The 18,988-nt window shown below is 63.4% G+C and carries 15 protein-coding genes; 10 read left to right on the forward strand and 5 right to left on the reverse strand.

The features are described from left to right. Nucleotides 1-152 precede the first annotated feature (152 nt). From EV286_RS11905 to EV286_RS11925, 5 genes are all read left to right on the forward strand, one after another. The gene (locus tag EV286_RS11905; RefSeq protein ID WP_132957270.1) at nucleotides 153-404 is read left to right on the forward strand and encodes an acyl carrier protein; all 252 of its coding nucleotides are present in this window, start codon (nucleotides 153-155) and stop codon (nucleotides 402-404) included. After that, nucleotides 404-1,585, forward strand: a complete 1,182-nt coding sequence (locus EV286_RS11910) for an acyl-CoA dehydrogenase family protein (RefSeq protein ID WP_132957529.1) — start codon at nucleotides 404-406, stop codon at nucleotides 1,583-1,585. Before EV286_RS11905 ends, EV286_RS11910 begins: the two co-directional genes overlap by 1 nt. 6 nt (nucleotides 1,586-1,591) lie before the next feature. Next, nucleotides 1,592-2,500 (forward strand): amino acid--[acyl-carrier-protein] ligase, encoded by a 909-nt coding sequence (locus tag EV286_RS11915; protein WP_132957271.1) that lies wholly within the window; start codon nucleotides 1,592-1,594, stop codon nucleotides 2,498-2,500. 8 nt (nucleotides 2,501-2,508) lie between these two features. Further along, on the forward strand, nucleotides 2,509-3,462 hold the full coding sequence (locus EV286_RS11920; protein ID WP_207909803.1) for a DUF1839 family protein: 954 nt from the start codon (nucleotides 2,509-2,511) through the stop codon (nucleotides 3,460-3,462). A 121-nt stretch (nucleotides 3,463-3,583) separates the two neighbouring features. After that, the gene (locus EV286_RS11925) at nucleotides 3,584-6,058 is read left to right on the forward strand and encodes a glycoside hydrolase family 2 protein (protein ID WP_132957272.1); all 2,475 of its coding nucleotides are present in this window, start codon (nucleotides 3,584-3,586) and stop codon (nucleotides 6,056-6,058) included. On the opposite strand, the gene EV286_RS11930 is transcribed toward EV286_RS11925, so the two are convergent. Both EV286_RS11930 and EV286_RS11935 read right to left on the reverse strand, forming a co-directional pair. Further along, nucleotides 6,033-7,877: an alpha/beta fold hydrolase gene (locus EV286_RS11930; protein ID WP_207909805.1), complete on the reverse strand. Its 1,845-nt coding sequence runs from the start codon at nucleotides 7,875-7,877 to the stop codon at nucleotides 6,033-6,035. The two genes, EV286_RS11925 and EV286_RS11930, sit on opposite strands and share 26 nt — an antisense overlap. Before the next feature lie 12 nt (nucleotides 7,878-7,889). Further along, the gene (locus tag EV286_RS11935; protein ID WP_132957273.1) at nucleotides 7,890-9,404 is read right to left on the reverse strand and encodes a polysaccharide biosynthesis C-terminal domain-containing protein; all 1,515 of its coding nucleotides are present in this window, start codon (nucleotides 9,402-9,404) and stop codon (nucleotides 7,890-7,892) included. Between the two features lie 246 nt (nucleotides 9,405-9,650). On the opposite strand from EV286_RS11935, the gene EV286_RS11940 reads away from it, so the two are divergent. Then, nucleotides 9,651-10,658 (forward strand): glycosyltransferase, encoded by a 1,008-nt coding sequence (locus EV286_RS11940; protein WP_132957274.1) that lies wholly within the window; start codon nucleotides 9,651-9,653, stop codon nucleotides 10,656-10,658. Here the strand turns inward: EV286_RS11940 and EV286_RS11945 are convergent. The 3 genes from EV286_RS11945 to EV286_RS11955 form a co-directional block, all read right to left on the reverse strand. Continuing rightward, a complete protein-coding gene (locus EV286_RS11945; protein WP_132957275.1) occupies nucleotides 10,655-11,830 on the reverse strand; it encodes a glycosyltransferase family 4 protein in 1,176 nt (391 codons plus the stop codon). The two genes, EV286_RS11940 and EV286_RS11945, sit on opposite strands and share 4 nt — an antisense overlap. Before the next feature lie 143 nt (nucleotides 11,831-11,973). After that, a complete protein-coding gene (locus tag EV286_RS11950; RefSeq protein WP_132957277.1) occupies nucleotides 11,974-12,210 on the reverse strand; it encodes an Lrp/AsnC ligand binding domain-containing protein in 237 nt (78 codons plus the stop codon). A 78-nt stretch (nucleotides 12,211-12,288) separates the two neighbouring features. Further along, nucleotides 12,289-13,185: a LysR substrate-binding domain-containing protein gene (locus EV286_RS11955; protein WP_132957279.1), complete on the reverse strand. Its 897-nt coding sequence runs from the start codon at nucleotides 13,183-13,185 to the stop codon at nucleotides 12,289-12,291. A gap of 110 nt (nucleotides 13,186-13,295) precedes the next feature. On the opposite strand from EV286_RS11955, the gene EV286_RS11960 reads away from it, so the two are divergent. From EV286_RS11960 to EV286_RS11975, 4 genes are all read left to right on the forward strand, one after another. Continuing rightward, nucleotides 13,296-14,723, forward strand: coding sequence for a VOC family protein (locus EV286_RS11960; RefSeq protein WP_132957281.1), 1,428 nt, complete (start codon nucleotides 13,296-13,298; stop codon nucleotides 14,721-14,723). 66 nt (nucleotides 14,724-14,789) lie between these two features. Beyond that, on the forward strand, nucleotides 14,790-16,073 hold the full coding sequence (locus EV286_RS11965) for an FAD-binding oxidoreductase (protein WP_132957283.1): 1,284 nt from the start codon (nucleotides 14,790-14,792) through the stop codon (nucleotides 16,071-16,073). A gap of 25 nt (nucleotides 16,074-16,098) precedes the next feature. Continuing rightward, entirely contained in the window at nucleotides 16,099-17,637 is a 1,539-nt protein-coding gene (locus tag EV286_RS11970) for an aldehyde dehydrogenase family protein (protein WP_132957285.1), read from the forward strand. Between the two features lie 251 nt (nucleotides 17,638-17,888). After that, the gene (locus tag EV286_RS11975) at nucleotides 17,889-18,917 is read left to right on the forward strand and encodes an iron ABC transporter substrate-binding protein (protein ID WP_132957287.1); all 1,029 of its coding nucleotides are present in this window, start codon (nucleotides 17,889-17,891) and stop codon (nucleotides 18,915-18,917) included. Nucleotides 18,918-18,988: the final 71 nt, after the last annotated feature.

Below are 18,988 nucleotides of genomic sequence, written 5' to 3' on the forward strand. Positions count from 1 at the left end.
GAGGCCGCGCCGCGGATAAGATTTAACATATTTTACTTATTCATATTTAACTACAACGATTAGCGGAATTTTCTGCTTTCCTCGGTACAAGCCTCTCCAGGATAGGGCAGTGCATGCCTGTCAGGATCATGAAAATCTTGGAGGAATGAAGGATGAACGAGACGATCCGTGGTTTGGTGGCCAAGTTCGGCGGGTTGCCGGTCGCGATTGACCAGATAGCCGACGATGCGGACCTCTATGCGGCCGGGCTCTCCTCCTTTGCTTCCGTGCAGCTAATGCTGGGGATCGAGGAAGCCTTCGACATCGAATTTCCCGACAATCTGCTGAACCGCAAGTCCTTCGCCAGCATCTCCGCAATCGAGAAGACCGTGAACATCATCATGGCCGGCCGGAAGGTCGCTTGATGAATATCTCGGTGACGATCGCCGAAGGCGGCCTCTCGGCGCGGGTCGCCCGGGTTGCCGCAATCGCCGCAAGGCATGCGGACGAGGTCGATGTGGACGGGCGCTTCCCGCGCGAGGCGGTCGATGCGATGCGTGCCGAGCGCCTGCTCGGCATCCAGATCCCCTCCGAACTCGGCGGCGACGGCGCTTCGGTCACTGAGATCGCAGAGCTTTGCTCGCTTCTTGGCCAGGCCTGCGCGGCGAGCGCCATGGTCTTTGCCATGCACCAGATCAAGCTATCGAGCCTCGTCGAACACGGCGCCGACAGCGGCTGGCATCGCGGCTTCATGCAGCGGATTGCGCAACACCAGCTCCTTCTCGCCTCGGCCACCACCGAAGGCGGCATCGGCGGCAACCTCCGCAACAGCATTTGCGCGATCGAGGTCGATGGCACGACCTGCCGGCTCGAAAAGGACGCGACCGTGATCTCCTATGGCGCCCATGCCGATGCGATCCTGATCACCTCGCGAGCCAACCCGCAGGCAGCCTCTTCCGACCAGGTGCTGACGGCCTTTCTCAAGGACCAGTACACGCTCGACAAGACGCATGCCTGGAACACGCTCGGCATGCGCGGCACCTGCTCGGACGGCTTCCTGTTCAAGGGAGAGGCGCTGGCGGAACAGATCCTGCCTAAGCCCTTTGTCGAGATTGCCGCGCAATCGATGCTGGCTACCTCTCATCTTCTGTGGAGTGCCGTTTGGTACGGCATCGCGACCGACGCCGTCGCACGGGCGCAGTCCTTCGTGCGGGCCGCCGCACGCAAGGCGCCGGGCGTGCCACCACCGGGCGCGCTACGACTCGCGGAAGTCTCCAGCCTGCTTCAGGTGGTCAAGTCCAACATCGTCGCCGGCCTCAAGGTCTACGAGGAGGCGAAAGCCGACCCGGACAAGCTATCCTCCATGGCCTTCGCCGTGGCTATGAACAACGTCAAGATCGCCTCCTCCGAGATGATCCTGCCGATCATCAACCAGACCATGCTGATCTGCGGCATCGTGGGCTACAAGAACGGTACGCCCTACAGCCTCGGACGCCATCTGCGCGATGCGCATTCCGCGCAACTGATGATCTCGAACGACCGCATCCTCGCCAACACGTCGACGATGCTGCTCGTCCACAAGCAAGATACGAGCCTTCTGGGGTAACAAGCCATGGATATGCAAACCTCATTTCTCGACCGCCTCTTCGAGGCAGGTCTGCTGATCGATACCGGCGTTGACGGCCTCTATGGCCGTGGCGGCCAGTTCGAGGACGTGATTTCCGCATTCGAGCGCCTGATCGACACGTTCGGCGGCGCGGATGGCGCCGAGGCAATGCGTTTCCCGCCGGGCATGAACCGCGCCTTCTTCGAAAAGAGCGGCTACATGAAGAGCTTCCCGCAGCTTGCAGGCACCGTGCACAGCTTCTGCGGCAGCGAGCTCGACCATATGAGCCTGCTGCAGTGCATGGAGGTCGGCGACGACTGGACGAAGAACCAGGAAGCGACCGATATCGTGCTGACACCGGCCGCCTGCTATCCACTCTATCCGACAGTCGCCCGGCGCGGCGCACTCCCGAAGAACGGCGGCCTCTACGACCTGCAGTCCTACTGCTTCCGTCATGAGCCGTCGAAGGACCCGGCGCGCCAACAGCTCTTCCGGATGCGCGAATATGTCTGCATGGGCACGGAAAGCCACGTCACCGAGTTCCGCCAACGCTGGATGGACCGGGGCTTGGAGATGATGAAGGCCGTCGGCCTCGAGGTCATCATCGACGTTGCCAACGACCCCTTCTTCGGCCGCGCCGGCAAGATGCTGGCCAACAACCAGCGCGACCAGAACCTGAAGTTCGAGCTGCTCATCCCGATCACCTCGGCCGCAAATCCGACCGCCTGCATGAGCTTCAACTATCACCAGGACGCCTTCGGCCAGAAGTGGGGCCTGAACCTCGAGGACGGCAGCGTCGCCCACACGGCCTGCGTCGGTTTCGGCCTCGAACGCATCGCGCTGGCGCTGTTCCATCATCATGGCCTGGACGTAAAGCAGTGGCCCGAAAAGGTGCGCAAGGCGCTCTGGGGCTGAGTGGATCGATGCCATCCGTCTTCCCGGCCATCGATCCGGAATCCTATCGTCCACATGCCCTCCATTCCGGAGAGCGCATGTGGCCGGAGACCAATTGCTACCTCGATCTCTGGATCGAGGTCCTGAATACGCTCGGCATGCCGCCGGAAGCCATGCTGGGCTTCACCCTCACGCAGGATTTCGAAGGCGACCAGTTCACCTTCTTCAAGGTGCCGCTCGAGGATCTCGAAGCGCTCTACGGCATCCGCTGCACCGAACTCGCAATTTACGACCGCGTCGAGAGCCACATCCAGGAGCAGATCGGCCGCGGGCGCCTTTGCCTTGTCGAGATGGATTCCTTTTACATGCCGGACACCCAAGGCGTCGGCTACCGGAAGGAGCATGGCAAGACGACCATCGCCATCAACCGGCTCGACACCGCAAACCGGCAACTCGATTATTTCCACAATGCCGGCTTCTTTCGCCTCGAAGGCGATGATTTCGACGGTCTGTTCAAAAGCCATCTGACCGCCGAGGATGCGCCCTACCTACCCTATACGGAATTCGCAAAGCTTCCCGCGGGACCGGCTGACGCCGATCATGTTCGCGCGACAGCCAAGCGCCTCTTCCGTTTCCATTCAGCGCGCCGGCCGTCCGCCAATCCCGTACGCGCCTTTGCCGAGATTTTTCCGGAGCAGGTCGAGCGGATCGCCGAGCGTCCCTTCGGCTTCTTCCACAAATATGCCTTCAACACGCTTCGCCAGCTCGGTGCCAATTTCGAGCTCGCTGCAAGCCATCTCGACTGGCTTTCGCCGGACCATGCCAGGGCCGCCACGGCCGCCCGGCGCATTTCCGACACCGCAAAATCGGTGCAATTCCAGCTCGCACGCGCCATTACCCGCCGGAAATTCGAGCCCTTGCGAACGGCGCTTGATCCCGCCGCCGATGCATGGGATGCCTTGGCGGCTTCGCTGGGGGAGTGATTCTCGTGCATTGAGCCGAAGACTGGGTCCAGTTTTCGGTCAGCAACATGTGCGGATTCAAACTTTGGCTGCGTCCTTTGCGCGCTGAATTGCGCGCGACGCAGAAGGCGGGAGTATGGCGATGTGGGGGAATGCGACAGAGATCGGCGCGACGGAGACTGCGCTGACGGAGGGATGGAACCTCGTCCTGACGGAGGCAGGCGCCTGCGCCCTGCCGGCTGACGTGCCTTTGTCGTCCCAGTTCATTCCAGCGCCGGTGCCGGGAACGGTTGCGGCCGCGCTGGAGCGGGCCGGACAATTCGACCGGGACAATCCCGAACCGCTGAACGGCAAGGATGCCTGGTATTTCTGCCGGCTCTTCGACGAGCAGGCGGGCGAGGCTGTGCTTCGCTTCCGGGGGCTCGCGACCCTTTGCGAGGTCTTCCTGAACGGCCAGCTCATTCTCTCCTCCGAGAGCATGTTCATGAGCCATGAGGTGCCGGTCACCCTCGCCGGCGGTGACGATCTGGTCCTTTGCTTTCGCGCCCTGGAGCCACGCCTTGCCGAACCCGGCCCGCGCGCCCGCTGGCGGCCTCAGATGATCACCCCGCAGGGACTGCGCACCGTGCGCACGACGCTGCTCGGTCACATGCCGGGTTGGTGCCCCGAGATTGACGCCGTTGGCCCGTGGCGGCCGGTCACGGTTCTGCGCTCCGGCCCGGAGGTGCTCCGCCAGCTCAGCTGGCGCGCCGTGGTGACCGACGAAGGCGAGCGCTGCCTCTACATGTCGCTGCGTACCGGACGCGAGGACCCCACGCTCATATTGCGCTGCGACGACCGGCAGCAAAGCTTCGAAAGGATCGGCGACGGCCAGTATTCCGCGATCCTGAAGTTGCCTGAGGCCGCACTCTGGTGGCCGCATACCCACGGCACGCCGCGGCTCCACGACGTGACGCTGGTCGTCGACGGGGAGGAGCATTTCGTCGGACGCACCGGCTTCCGTCACATCGCCGTCGATACCGGCGCCGACGGGCAGGACTTCGCCCTCCTCATCAACGGCGAGCGGGTCTTCTGCCGCGGTGCGGTCTGGACGACACCGGATATCGTGGGCTTGCCGGGCGGTCGCGAGGACTACGCGCGATGGCTGGAGCTTGCCGCGGCCGCCGGCATGAACATGATCCGCGTCGGCGGCACGATGGCCTATGAGACGCCGGACTTTTATCGGCTCTGCGACGAACTCGGGCTTCTGGTGTGGCAGGACTTCATGTTTGCCAACTTCGACTATCCAAAGACCGACCGGGCCTTTCTCGGTCATGTCCAGGCGGAGGCGGAACAGTTCCTCGAAGCAGTCCGGCCGTCGCCTTCCCTAGCCGTCCTCTGCGGCGGCAGCGAAATCCATCAGCAGGCGGCGATGTTCGGCCTGCCCGCGCAATTCTGGGGCGGTGCGATTCCGGACGAAATCCTGCCGGAAATTGCCGGGCGACTGCGCTCCGATGTTCCCTACGTGCCGAACTCGCCCTATGGCGGCGCGATGCCGTTCTCGCCGAATGCGGGCGTGACGCACTATTACGGCGTCGGTGCCTATTGCCGGCCGCTGGAGGATGTCCGTCGCGCCGAGGTGCGCTTCGCCGCAGAAAGCGTGGCCTTCGCCCACGTGCCGCAGCAGCGCACCCTCGACCGCCACCTTGCCGCGCCAGCCGTGCATAGCCCGCTATGGAAGGCACGCGTGCCCCGCGACCGCGGCGCATCCTGGGATTTCGAGGATATCCGCGACCACTATCTCCAGGACCTCTATGGCCTCGATCCCGCCCGCCTGCGGCGCCAGGAAGGGCCTCGTTATCTGGACTTTTCCCGCGCCGTGACGGCCGAAGTCATCGAGGCAGTCTATGCCGAGTGGCGCCGCGACGGATCGAGCTGCAACGGGGCCTTGGTCTGGACGCTGCAGGACCTTCTGCCCGGCCCGGGCTGGGGAATTATCGACTCGACCGGCGAGCCCAAACCCGCCTGGTACGCGATGCGCCGAGCCTTCCGACCGCAGCAAGTACTCCTGAGCGATGAAGGAACAAACGGCCTAGACATCCATGTCATCAACGAGAGTGCCGATCCGCTCGATGCCGAGCTGGAAATCGTCTGCCTCAGGGCCGGCCAGCAGCAGGTCGTCAGCGGCAGGCGGGAACTCTCGCTGGCGCCGAGGACCAAGGAAAAGCTGGCCAGCACCGATCTCTTCGGCGCCTTTTTCGACACCACCTACGCCTTCCGCTTCGGCCCGCCTTCGCACGACGTGACCATCGCGCGCCTGCATTCGCTGGTCACACGAACTGTGGTGGCCGAGGCGTTTTACTTTCCGCTGGGCCGTGCGGAGGCCCTGCACGACACGCCTCTCGAAACGTCGCTTTCGTGCGAGGGCGAGACCTGGTTCCTCGATGTCAGGACCGAAAAGCTGGCGCAATCGGTGCATGTCGATGTGGAAGGCTATCGCCCTGCCGACGACTGGTTCCACCTGGCGCCGGGCACCGTGAAACGGATCGAGTTGCTCCGCAGGCCGGAGACGCAGCCGGACGCTGCGCCCACTGGGCAGGTCAGGACTCTCGCTAGCGCGCGTATCTTCGAGATATGACGGTGCTCGGCGCCTCGCTCACCGCAGCCTCGTGCCCGGCGCCGATGCGGAGTGACATGGCGCGGACTTCGTTCAGATAGATCGCCTGGGCATGGGCCTGCGTCAGATTGTGATCGGCATCGGGAACGAGCGTGAAGCGGGTGTTCGAAAAACGCCGCAGCCCTGCGCCTTCAGGGCCGAAATGAAGGCTGAACTGCTCTAGCCCGACGTCATGAGCACTGTAGATCAGCGATACGCGCACCTTGCGCGCCGCAAGCAGCTGGAAGCTGCCCATGATCGCACTGCGTTCTTTCGAGAGGAACGCGAAAGTGTCGAGGAACGGACGACGGAGTCGTGCAAAACGCCGGACTGCGACCTTGACGATATTGCGCGCCGCTGTCTTCGCATCGATCGTGCCGCGCCACAGGCGCTTCAGCGTTTCGAGCTGGAGGAACTTCTGGCCGTAGGTCTCGAGCGAGCGCGGTGCAGCGCGCAGTGAATCTTCCACCGATCGCGTCTCGTCCCAATGGAACACGTAAGGATTGACCGCGACCAGACCATTGGTGCGAGGGTCCATGACGCTGCCCTGGAAAGCGAGATAACCGCCGCTGCAACGGCCGACGAGCATGGCCGGCAGGAGGTTGCGCGCCTCGAGCAGGTCAAAGGCCTCGGTGATTTCCCCGTTCTGCTCGCTCGCATAGAGGACCTGATCCGGCGCAGCCGGATTGGGAGGGCTATCGGCGACATTGGCATTGTCGAAGCGCAGCGAGGCGATACCTTCCAGCGCCAGCTGCCGCGCGATCAGGACCGACGAGCGCCCCCAGCCGGCATGGCGGTCATAGGCGGTGGTGAGCAAGATGACAGTGGCTCCACGCCTCGGGCCGGCCGGTTCGCATAGAACGCCGAAGAGGCGGTTTGCCTTGCCGAAACGCAGCGGCGTTTCAGAAAAACCATCCCCGACAAGCGCGAGCGGCCTCGTGACAGCACTGCCCGCGACGTGGGCCGGCACCGCCTGCACTGCAATGGATTGCGCCCATTCGACCACGCCGGCGCCGGTCTCGAGCGGCATCGCGGCAATCGACGGATTGGAGACGAGATCGCCGTAGCCCTTGTATTCGATCGAGGTAACCCTTGCGCCGAGGGCCTCGAGGTGGCTTGCAAGACCGCGGTCCGAGGGTCGGTCGGTACGTTCCACGACCAGGCAATCGGCAGCCGGAAGCTTATCGGTGGAAAGAAGATCAAGCTTGCGAACGGAGGCGGCGATCGCATCCGGCATCCTGAGCCCCGCAACGGAGACACCACCCGTCTCCCGCTGGTTTTCCGCAAGACCAATGCTTTCATCGACCATCTTCGACCAAATGGAAAGCTCCCGCAGATAGTGCCGGCCGGAAACGACGGGAGCGAGGAAGGCGATACCTGCGACGTCATCGAGACGCGGGGCGAGGTCGGAGGCAATCGCGCAGCCGAGTCCCTGGCCGACAAGGATGAGGCGCTTGCAGCCGGAGAGCGAGCGCAGCAGCCTGGCTGCATCGATTGCGGTGCCGCGCCAGACGTCCAGCCCGGCGGAATAGTCGGACACATCGAGTGCGTCGCCCGTGCCCGCATAGTCGAAGCGCAGGCTCGGGATACCGCAATCGGCGAGGTTTTCGGCAAGGATGCGCCAGAACTTGCGCGTGCACATCTCCTCGAAACCCCAGGGGCTGAGGAAAAGCACGGCGGTCGAGGCCGGCACCTGCGAAGGCGTGAATAGCCCGACTGTGCTGGCGAATGTGACCGGCAACGCAGCAGCTTTCCCACGCTTTTCCACGCCCTCACTAATGGCGGCGCCTTTGGCGGCCATCGCTGTCTCCTTTCAGGCTCGGCGCGGCGCAAGCAGCGCCAGCGCTTGATTGGCAACCGGGTGCGCCGCTTTCGGCAGACGCGACGCGATCGCCTTCATGACGGTGATGTCCTCTTCGGGCACGGCATTGAAGAGCCGGAGTGCCACGACATAGACGAGCGCGCCGGCGATGATCGCGGCCGCAAGGCCCGCGACATGCGGCAGCAGATGGACGAATGCGTAGGCGGCACCGGCCGAAAGCAGGGAGGCTGCGCCGACCTTGAGCATGGTCACGAACATGCCGCGCATCGAGCCTTCGAACTCCATCTGACGGACCATCAGTCCGCACATGACGGTAAAGGCTGCAAGACGCACGACCGCGGCACCCTCGCCGCCATACCACGGCACGGCCGCAAGACAGCCGACCACCATGACGACGCTTGCAATGCCGCCGACGATGAGCCGTTCGCGGATCCGGCCCATCGAATACAGATACTGTGTGCAGATCTGCATGAAGACGTAGGGAGCAGCGGTGAGCGAGAGAAGCGCCACCATGCCGCCGCTCGGTTCGAAGGGCTGGCCGAAGATCGCAACGACGAGATTGCCGGAAATGGCCGCGAGGCCGAAACTCATCGGCAGCGTGATGTAGGCAATGCTGCGCACGACCCCTTCGAAGACGCTGACCGGCAGCCGGCCCGTCGCATGCGAGTGCATCTTCTCGGAATAGTACGGCAGGAGGCTGCCACTCAGTTGGGTCGGCAGCTGCAGAGCGAGATTGGCGAGCGAGAGCCCGACTGCATAAAAGCCGACGGCTTCGACGCCCCAGTATTTCTGCAGGAACAGCAGCTCGATGCGATTGAGGAAGATCGAGCTGTTTATGTATTCCAGGGACAGGATGAAGGAGGTGCTGACAAGGTAGGAGACACCGATGCCGCAGGAATTGCGCGCGGCGGCGGCGATCCGGAGCGTATAGGCGAACATCAGCACCTGGCCGAGAATATAGCCGGTCAGCGCGCCGCCGACGCCGAAGAAGATCGCACCGAGCAGCACCGTCGCCATCTGCAGCACGGAGCTTGCGACGGTGAGCCTGAAGAACGTGCCGAGCTGCTGCTCGCCGATCAGGTAGTTCTTCGTATAGGCGCCGATCGACTGGACGAGGAAGAGGACGCCGGTGATGAAGATGATCGACGGCGCGCTCGTTGCCCAGTGCAGCCTCTCGCCTTCCCAGTAGAATGCGATGTAGCCGAGAAGCAGGACGAGCGTGGAAATGATCGTCGGCTGCACCAGATAGGCCGCAAAGCCCCGTCGCTCCGCAGTCGAATAGCCCTGGACCTTGAGCTGGGGCAGCAGGCGCAGCAGCGTGATGCCGGTCCCGATCTCTGCGACGAGGGCGCCGGTCGTTACCAGCCACAGTGAGAAGGCGATGATGCCGTTCGCTTCCGGACCCAGGAGGCGGGCGGCAACGATGGAGCTGAAGAATCCGGTCAGCAGCGTGGTCATGCCCGCTGCCGCGTTCAGTGCCGAATTCGCCATGATGCTCTTGGCCATGGAAGGTCCGTCTCGTCCTCAGATGCTGCGGGTCGTCAAGCGTGTCGCCGGCCAAGATCTTCCCCGAACCCCGCTTCTATTCGAGAAAACTTAATGTTTCTGCACATAAGACGACTCGAAAATTCAGGTAAATTCGTCACCATGCATTTACCCTGCCGCCCGCGCCGTTCGTTCGATTTACCGAACCTTAAGCGGCGACCGCCGATGGTCCATCAATCCTCGCGCTGACGTCTGTGGTGATCCGGGTTGAGAATTGTTCTTTTGGTCGCCTCTGCGAAAGGCGAAATGTGCGGTGTCGCCGATTACACGGAACGACTGGCCGAAGCCCTGCAGCGCGCTGGCGCTGAAGCGCGCGTCGAATTTCTTGACCAGTGGTCCTGGAGCGAATTCCTCACCGTCAGACGAAAATACGGGAGGGAGCGGCGCACGGTCTTCCACATGCAATATCCCTCGCTGCATCTCGGGCGTTCGATCTCGCCGGGCTTCCTGCCCCTCCTCCTGCCGAACACCTTCGTGACGCTGCACGAGTTCCGCCTGTTCAATCTGCTGCGGAAACTGATCTTCCTTCCGACCGCCCTTCTTTCAAGGCGGATCATCTTTTCCAACCAGGACGAGATGACGCTGTTCCGGAGTTACTTCCCCCTGGCGGCGCGCCGGCTTGCCGTTCTGCCGATCGGCAACAACATCGCAAGAACCTCGACGCGGGCCGGCAAGCCGGCTGTCGAGCGCCTTGTCTATTTCGGCCAGATCTCGCGCAACAAGGGCATCGAATTCTTCCTCGATACCGTCGCCCGCTTGCGCGCGGCGGCCGTTCCGGTCGAGGCAGAGATCATCGGTGCGCTGGTGGAACCCGACGCTACCTTTGTCGACATGGTGAAGGCCTCTGCCGAAAGGCACGCGATCCGCCTGCGGCTGAACATGCCGCCCGAGGATGTCTCGACTGCTCTGAGCGAGGCCACGCTGGCACTCCTGCCCTTCCCGGATGGAGTCTCCAACAAGCGCGGTTCGGCCCTTGCCTGCCTCGACCATGGCGTCAGCGTCCTGACGACCCACTCGAAGCTGACGCCGCAATGGCTCTCCGTGGTCACGCACCCGGTGCAGGCGCCGGATGATGCCGCGGCCACCATCACGCGCATCGCCCACAATGATGTCGAGCGCATCTTGTCGCCGGAGATCCTTGCCAGGGAATTGCGTGCGCGGGACTGGAGCGAGATCGCCAAGGCGCATCTCAAGATCTACGAGACAGCGACCTAACGCTCGACACCCGCCAACGCGGCCTCGTAGACAGCCACATAGCGCTCGGCAACGCTGTCCCATGAATAGGCTGCGGCTTCCTGTGTCAGTTGACGGCGAAGCGCACTACCCTCCGCGACCAGAGCATCGTAGGCGGAAACGAGTACCCCGGCGGCGGCTTCCGCATCGCCAAAATTCGCGAGCCGGATCGGCCGGTGCCTCTCGGCAAGGCTGCGGTAGGCCTCGTTTTCGTGCAGGACAGGGAGGAGCCCCGCGCTCATCGCTTCCACGGCAACAAGCCCAAACCCCTCATATTCCGACGCGGAGGCAAAGAGCGAAGCCTTGCCGATGATGTCGCGAATGGTGTCGTTGCCGGGTGAAACATGCAAAGAAACGCTGCCCCGTAATCCCCGCTCGGCTATTTCCCGGTGAAGTTCCGCCTCGCTGAGATCGGAAGCACTCCCGACGATGTCGAGGTGCCAGCTCTCCCCGCGGGTCGCGAGTCGTTTCATCACGTCGAGCAGGCGCTCGAGCCGCTTGTTTTCGGAGAAGCGGCCGATCGTGACAATACGGCGGACAGGCACTCGCGAGGCGGCGTCGGCGAATTTCTCGGTGTCCGCACCATTCTCGATCAGGACCGCGCGATCGCCGGCGATCCTGGAAAAGAGCCGATGATCGGAATTGCTGCAGCAGACAAGCTGGCGATAGGACCGGGCGGAGGCGCGTGTGAGGCTGTTAAACCAGAGAGCCTTGATCGCCGCGTATTTCGGCGTGTGAAAGAAGCCGCCATGCGTGGTCGCGACCATCGGTCGGCCGTGCCACATACGGGTCCAGGCAAGGGCATCGAAGAAGAAGTCGATCGCATGCACATGGACGAGGTCGGCATCGCTGATCTGTCGCAGTACCTGGGGTGCCAAGGGATAGCGGCTCGACCCCGACCAGGGGATGCGCACCACCTCGATGCCATCGATGGTCTCATGCCGCAGCAGCTTCACGCTCCGCGCGGTAAACAGCGAATCGCAGGTCACCACGCGCACGCGATAGCCCCGCGCCAGCAACTGGCGGCTGAGATTGGCAACGACATCCTCGAGCCCGCCGCGGTTCGGCAGAAACTGGCGAACGACCTGCACGACAAGCGGCCGCGAAGCGATACTCTGCTGCCTTGTCGGAGCCGGCCTTTCCAGCACTGTCATCGCCAACCTTCCTGCTGCGCGGGGCAACGCGACGAAATCCGCACCCGTCGCTGACAGGAGCACCGCCGGCGTTAAGAAGCAGTTTATGGAGGGCCCAAGGGCCTCGAAGACCGATGCGGAAGGTTAACCGGCTCTACTTCGGCTCAGAAGGCGCGGAAGGTGAGCGTCGTCAGCGAGCGCACGATGCCCGGAATGCTGGCGATGTTGTCATTGATGAACTTGCCGATGTCCTGGCCTTCCTCGATGTAGACCTTCATCAGCAGGTCGTAATCGCCGCTGGTCGAATAGAGCTCCGAGACCAGCTCGGTCTCGTAGATGGCATCGGCAACCTCATAGGTCTTGCCGGGGGCGCATTGGAGCTGGACGAAGATGGGCTTCATGGGACTTACCTGCAGAGGATTTCAAGACGCCGCACTATGGTCGAAAGCCGGCTGCCTTAGCAAGTCGTTCCGTTGTCGCTACATGTCCGCGGCCGCCTCTGCGGCGATCCAGTCGCGGAAGGCAGCGAGCGGCGCATAGTCCGCCCGCTCCGTCGAGGAGGCGAGATAATAGCGCTCGCTGCTCTCCACCTCTCTGTCGACGGCGGCGACAAGTTCGCCGCGGCCGAGTTCGTCGCCGATCAGGAATGTCGGCAGAAGCGCGACGCCGAGGCCGGCCATCGCTGCCTGCGCCGCCATGGCGAACTGGTCGAAGAGCATCCCGTGCACGCTCTCAAAGACGACGTCGTTGCCGGCAAACCACCGCTCCCAAGCATCCGGCCGGGTGGTGAGGTGGAGAAGCGGAACGGAAAGCAGGTCGTTCGGTGTCTCGATACAATGCTCGACCTTGAAAGCGAGGCTGCAGGCCGGCACCGTCCGCTCCGACATCAGGAAAGTGAGTTCCGCGCCCGGCCAGTGTGGATGGCCGAAATGGATCGCGGCATCGATCGAGTCGAGGCGGAAGTCGAAAGGCGAAAGCCGCGTCACGAGGTTGATGGTCACTCCTGGATGGGCGCTCAGGAACCGGCCGAGGCGCGGAGCGAGCCAGCGCGTCCCGAAAGTCGGCAGTATCGCCAGGTTCAGCGTACCGCCATGCGGATTGGCGCGCAGGTTGAGCGAGGCGCTGGAGATGCGCCGCAGCGCCTCCCGGATCTCGCGGGCATAGGCGTCGCCTGCCAGCGTGAGGCGGACCGTCTGGCGCTCGCGGACGAAGAGCTCGACGCCGAGCTGCTCCTCCAGTGCCTTGATCTGGCGGCTGACGGCGCTCTGCGTCAGGTCGAGCTCTCTGGCCGCCGCCGTCACGCTGCCGAGCCTCGCCGTCGCCTCGAAGGCGGCAAGCAGGGAAATCGAAGGCAGAAATCGCCGGGCAGTAAGCATGGATCATTCCATTTGAGAATGAGCTGTTTCAGAAATGTCGATATTCACCAGCATTGCGCCCCTGTAAAGACGCTTATCCTGATGAAATGGAATGAATATCGGAGTCTTCGATGTCTACTGCCCCCATCTCGACGGCGCATGTCTCCACGGATCATATCCGCTCGCTCTTCACCGAGGCCATGTCGCGGATGTACCGCACCGAGGTCCCGCAATACGGCACGCTGATGGAGTTGGTGGCGGAAGTGAATGCCGAGGTGCTCTCCCGCGAGCCCGAGATGCGCAGGCGGCTCGAAAACGCAGGAGAACTGGACCGCATCGACATCGAGCGCCATGGCGCGATCCGGCTCGGCACGGCGGCCGAACTTCACACGATGCGCAGGCTCTTTGCCGTGATGGGCATGCAGGCGGTCGGCTACTACGATCTCTCGGTCGCGGGCGTGCCGGTGCATTCCACCTGCTTCCGCCCGATCGCCGATGCGGCGCTACGCGCCAATCCGTTCCGCGTCTTCACCTCCCTTCTGCGACTGGAACTGATCGAGGACGAAGCGCTACGCGCCGAGGCGGAAGCGATCCTCGCCCGCCGTTCGATCTTCACGCCGCGTGCCATCGAGCTGATCGAGCGGCATGAGCATCAGGGCGGTCTTTCCGGCAAGGAGGCAGAAGATTTCGTCAATGAAGCGCTCGAAACCTTCCGCTGGCATGGCGAGGCGACGGTCGATGCCGAGACTTACAAGCGGCTGCACGACGCGCACCGGCTGATTGCCGATGTTGTCAGCTTCAAGGGCCCGCATATCAACCACCTGACGCCGAGGACGCTCGATATCGACATGGTGCAACGGCGCATGCCGGAGCGCGGTATCACGCCGAAGGCGGTGATCGAGGGACCGCCGCGCCGCGCCTGCGATATCCTGCTGCGGCAGACGAGCTTCAAGGCGCTGGAGGAGCCGATCAGCTTCCTCGGCGAAGCAGACGGCACACGCGGCACGCATACGGCCCGCTTCGGCGAGATCGAGCAGCGTGGCGTGGCGCTGACACGCAAGGGCCGCGCGCTCTATGACAAGCTCCTCGCTTCGGTGCGTGGCGAGGTACAGGTCGGAGCAAGCGGCGCCAAGGCCGGCGACTACGATACCGAGCTTTCCGCCCGCTTCCGCGAATTGCCGGACAGCTGGAACGAGTTGCGGCGCCAGGGGCTCGCGTTCTTCCGTTACACAGCAACTACCGAGGGCGTTGCGGCGGCTGCCCGAGGTGCTTTGCCGAACAATACCGAAAGCCTGATCGCCGGCGGCTACGTTGCCTTCGACCCCATCGTCTACGAGGATTTCCTGCCGGTCAGCGCTGCGGGCATCTTCCAGTCGAACCTCGGCACCGACCAGCAGCAGAACTACGCCACGCGCTCCAATCGCGCAGCCTTCGAGGCAGCACTTGGCGCAACTGTCAGCGACGAGCTTGACCTCTATGCCGAGCGCGAGGCGCAATCGCTTCGTGCCGCACTTGAGGCCCTCGGCCTTGCCGGCGTCGAATTGAAGACAGTGGCCTGATCCGCCCGCTTCCTGAAGCGAGCGGGCGGCGCTAGAATGGCGTGTTTGAAGATACAGGACCGACGAATGCTGAGTGATCCCCGCTCCCACGGCCTTTGGGAGAAGACCGCGCCTCCCGCGCCCATAGCCCCGCCGCTCGAAGGCGCGCAGGCGGCGGATGTCGTCATCGTCGGCGGAGGCTATACCGGCCTTTCGGCGGCCTTGCATCTCGCTGAAGCGGGAAGTCGCGTCATCGTGCTCGAGGCTGTCGACTTCGGCTTCGGGGGCGCCGGCCGCAACGTCGGGCTGATCAATGCGGGCATGTGGGTGATGCCCGACGACCTCCCCGGTATTTTGGGACCGGTCTTCGGCGAGCGGCTTCTCGACCTCCTCGGTAACGCGCCGCGCCTCGTCATGGAGCTGATCGAGAAGCACGACATCGCCTGCGAGCTTGCGAAAAACGGCACGCTGCACTGCGCGGTCGGCGACGACGGTCTCAAGGAAATCGAGGCGAGAGCGAAACAATGGAGTGCGCGCGGCGCGCCCGTGACGTTGCTCGATGCAGCTGAGACCGCGCGGCGCGTCGGCGGCAATGCCTATGCAGGCTCGCTGCTCGACATGCGGGCGGGCACGCTGCAGCCACTTGCCTATGCGCGCGGCCTTGCCCATGCCGTCGCAAAGGCGGGCGCAACCCTTCATGCCGGGAGCCCGGTCGTTTCGACGACACAGAACGGCAACCGCTGGACCGTCACGACCCCAAGGGGCGAGGTCGCGGCGGACTGGATCATCGTGGCAACGGATGCCTACAGCACCGGGCCATGGGAGAAGGTGCGCGCCGAGCAGGTTCATCTGCCCTATTTCAATTTCGCCACCGTGCCGCTCGGCGACAATCTCGGCCGCTCGATCCTGCCGGGTCGCGAAGGCGTCTGGGATACGAAGGAGATTCTTTCCTCCTTCCGCATGGATGATGCCGGCCGCTTGGTCTTCGGCAGCGTCGGCGCGCTCCGCAACACCGGGCTTGCCGTGCACAGGGCCTGGGCGAAGCGGTCGCTCAAGAAGCTTTTCCCGCAGATCGGCGCGGTCGAATTCGAATCCGAGTGGTACGGCAAGATCGGCATGACCGACAACGCCCTGCCGCGCCTCCACAAGTTTGCGCAGAACGTCGTCGGCTTTTCCGGTTACAATGGCCGGGGTATTGCGCCGGGCACGGTTTTCGGCAAGACACTCGCCGATCACATCCTCGACAGGCTTTCGGAAGCCGAGATGCCGTTGCCAGTGACCACGCCGCAAGAGCCAAGCTTTCGTGCGCTGAAGGAAATATGGTACGAAGCCGGCGCTCAGGTCGCCCACTTCGCCGATGCCCGCTTCTAAGAACAATAGAGTTGGAAACACGACAATGACCATCGCCACCCTGGATCTGGCCACCGAAACGGCCAAGCTTCTCGAAAACCTTGGCGTCGATGCCGGCCGCTATTCCGGCGGCACGCTTTCGGTCACCTCGCCGGTCACTGGCAAGGAAATCGGCCGCCTGAAGGAGCATACGGTTCCCGAGACCAAGGCCGCCATCAACGCTGCCCACAAGGCCTTCCTCGAATGGCGCTCCGTTCCCGCGCCGAAGCGCGGCGAGCTGGTGCGGCTGCTCGGCGAGGAGCTTCGCAGTGCCAAGGTCGCGCTCGGCCGCCTCGTCTCGATCGAAGTCGGCAAGATCACCTCCGAAGGCCTTGGCGAAGTGCAGGAAATGATCGACATCTGCGACTTCGCGGTCGGTCTTTCCCGTCAGCTCTACGGCCTGACGATCGCCACCGAGCGTTCCGAGCACCGGATGATGGAAAGCTGGCATCCGCTCGGCGTCGTCGGCATCATCTCGGCCTTCAATTTCCCGGTTGCCGTCTGGTCGTGGAATGCGGCGCTGGCGCTGGTCTGCGGCAATTCCACCGCCTGGAAGCCATCGGAAAAGACGCCACTGACGGCGCTTGCCGTCCAGGCGCTGTTCGAGAAGGCGCTGAAGCGCTTTGTCGCCGAAGGCGGCTCGGCGCCAGCCAACCTCTCGACGCTGCTGATCGGCGGCCGCGATATCGGTGAAGTGCTCGTCGACCACACCAAGGTGCCGCTCGTGTCGGCGACCGGCTCGACGGCCATGGGCCGCGCCGTCGGTCCCCGCCTGTCGCAGCGTTTCGCCCGCGCCATCCTTGAACTCGGCGGCAACAATGCCGCGATCATCTGCCCGACGGCCGATCTCGACCTGACGCTGCGCGGTGTCGCGTTTTCCGCCATGGGTACGGCCGGCCAGCGTTGCACGACGTTGCGCCGCCTGTTCGTCCATGACAGCGTCTACGACAAGCTCGTGCCGCGGCTGCAGAAGGCATACGGTTCCGTCACCATCGGCAATCCGCTTGAAACCGGCACGCTGGTCGGTCCACTGATCGACAAGCAGGCCTTCGACAAGATGCAGTCGGCGCTCGGGCAGGCCAAGGCTGCCGGCGGCAAGGTGACTGGCGGCGAGCGCGTTGAAAACGGTTCGGCCGATGCCTTCTACGTCCGCCCGGCGCTGGTCGAGATGTCGTCGCAGACCGGCCCGGTCGTCGATGAGACCTTCGCGCCGATCCTCTACGTCATGAAGTACAGCGATTTCAACGAGGTGCTGGAACTGCACAACGCCGTGCCGCAAGGCCTGTCGTCCTCGATCTTCACCAACGATATGCGCGAGGCGGAAACCTTTGTCTCGGCGCAGGGTTCGGATTGCGGTATCGCCAACGTCAACCTCGGCCCGTCCGGCGCGGAGATCGGCGGAGCGTTCGGCGGCGAGAAGGAGACCGGCGGCGGCCGTGAATCCGGCTCGGATGCCTGGAAGGCCTACATGCGCCGCTCCACGAACACGATCAACTACGGCAAGACTCTTCCGCTGGCACAGGGCGTGAAGTTCGACGTCGAATAATCGCCGCATTTCGGCAAGGAGGGCGATGCGCCATGGCGTCATCGCCCTCTTTTTTGCTTTGGGAGATGGCCCGGCACTTATTGTCGAGACCGATACTGCGACGGAAGACCTAGAACGCTTCTAAACTTGACCAATATTTTCAAGTATTTGTGATGGCGGGCTTACAATCGAAACTTGAAATCGGCAATCAAGAAAAATATACGGGCTGCCATCACCCTGGGGACCCGGGTGAAACCGCCATGGAGGGCCTAATGACAAATTTCCCCAGCCGTCTTTCCCGTGCATTTGCGCTTGCCGCCTCGCTTCTCGCAGCGACGTCGCTGGCCACCGGCGCAGCCCATGCTCAGGATGCCGAGGGCATCGTCGTCTATAACGCCCAGCACGAAAGCCTCGGCCGCGCCTGGATCGATGCCTTTACCAAGGAAACCGGCATCAAGGTGACGATGCGCCAGGGCAGCGACATGCAGTTCGCCAACCAGATCATCCAGGAGGGTGATGCCTCCCCGGCCGACGTATTCCTGACCGAGAACTCCCCGGCGATGACGCTGGTCGACGGCGCGGGCCTCTTCGCACCCATCGACGCCGATACGCTGGCCCAGCTTCCCGACAACTATCGCCCTGCCGACGGCATGTGGACCGGCGTTGCCGCCCGTACGACCGTCTTTGCCTACGACAAGACCAAGCTGAGCGAAGACAAGCTTCCGAAATCCATGCTTGACCTCGCCGATCCGAACTGGAAGGGCCGCTGGGGCGCCGCACCTGCTGGCGCCGACTTCCAGGCCATCGTCAGCGCGCTTCTGGAGCTCAAGGGCGAGGAGGCGACCGCCGCCTGGCTGAAGGCACTCAAGGAAAACGCAACTCCCTACAAGGGCAACAGCGTTGCGATGAAGGCGGTCAACGCCGGCGAGATCGAAGGCGCGATCATCTATCACTACTACTGGTTCGGCGATCAGGCCAAGACGGGTGAAAACAGCAAGAATGTCGCTCTCCACTACTTCAAGAATGAGGATCCGGGCGCCTTTGTCAGCGTTTCCGGCGGCGGCATCCTGAAGTCCAGCCAGCACATGAAGGACGCCCAGGCGTTCCTCAAGTTCGTTACCGGCAAGGCTGGCCAGCAGATCCTGAAGGACGGCGACTCCTACGAATATGCCGTCGGCAACGGCGCGGAGTCCAATCCGAAGCTCGTGCCGCTCGCGGATCTCGACGCGCCGAAGGTCGAAGCCTCCAAGCTCAACAGCAAGAAGGTCACCGATCTGATGACCGCGGCAGGGCTTCTCTAAGCCCTCACGCTGCGGCGCGGGCCGGCCAAAACTATTGCTTTTGGCTCAAGAAAAACGTACGGCATCTCGAA

It is taken from the genome of Rhizobium sp. BK251 (assembly GCF_004345245.1).
Lineage (GTDB): Bacteria > Pseudomonadota > Alphaproteobacteria > Rhizobiales > Rhizobiaceae > Rhizobium.

Bases quoted from the DNA above. Each gene is read 5' to 3' on its own strand.
- EV286_RS11905 (WP_132957270.1), top strand. From the start codon at position 153: ATGAACGAGACGATCCGTGGTTTGGTGGCCAAGTTCGGCGGGTTGCCG.
- EV286_RS11910 (WP_132957529.1), top strand. From the start codon at position 404: ATGAATATCTCGGTGACGATCGCCGAAGGCGGCCTCTCGGCGCGGGTC.
- EV286_RS11915 (WP_132957271.1), top strand. From the start codon at position 1,592: ATGGATATGCAAACCTCATTTCTCGACCGCCTCTTCGAGGCAGGTCTG.
- EV286_RS11920 (WP_207909803.1), top strand. From the start codon at position 2,509: ATGCCATCCGTCTTCCCGGCCATCGATCCGGAATCCTATCGTCCACAT.
- EV286_RS11925 (WP_132957272.1), top strand. From the start codon at position 3,584: ATGTGGGGGAATGCGACAGAGATCGGCGCGACGGAGACTGCGCTGACG.
- EV286_RS11930 (WP_207909805.1), bottom strand. From the start codon at position 7,877: ATGGCCGCCAAAGGCGCCGCCATTAGTGAGGGCGTGGAAAAGCGTGGG.
- EV286_RS11935 (WP_132957273.1), bottom strand. From the start codon at position 9,404: ATGGCCAAGAGCATCATGGCGAATTCGGCACTGAACGCGGCAGCGGGC.
- EV286_RS11945 (WP_132957275.1), bottom strand. From the start codon at position 11,830: ATGACAGTGCTGGAAAGGCCGGCTCCGACAAGGCAGCAGAGTATCGCT.
- EV286_RS11950 (WP_132957277.1), bottom strand. From the start codon at position 12,210: ATGAAGCCCATCTTCGTCCAGCTCCAATGCGCCCCCGGCAAGACCTAT.
- EV286_RS11955 (WP_132957279.1), bottom strand. From the start codon at position 13,185: ATGCTTACTGCCCGGCGATTTCTGCCTTCGATTTCCCTGCTTGCCGCC.
- EV286_RS11960 (WP_132957281.1), top strand. From the start codon at position 13,296: ATGTCTACTGCCCCCATCTCGACGGCGCATGTCTCCACGGATCATATC.
- EV286_RS11965 (WP_132957283.1), top strand. From the start codon at position 14,790: ATGCTGAGTGATCCCCGCTCCCACGGCCTTTGGGAGAAGACCGCGCCT.
- EV286_RS11970 (WP_132957285.1), top strand. From the start codon at position 16,099: ATGACCATCGCCACCCTGGATCTGGCCACCGAAACGGCCAAGCTTCTC.
- EV286_RS11975 (WP_132957287.1), top strand. From the start codon at position 17,889: ATGACAAATTTCCCCAGCCGTCTTTCCCGTGCATTTGCGCTTGCCGCC.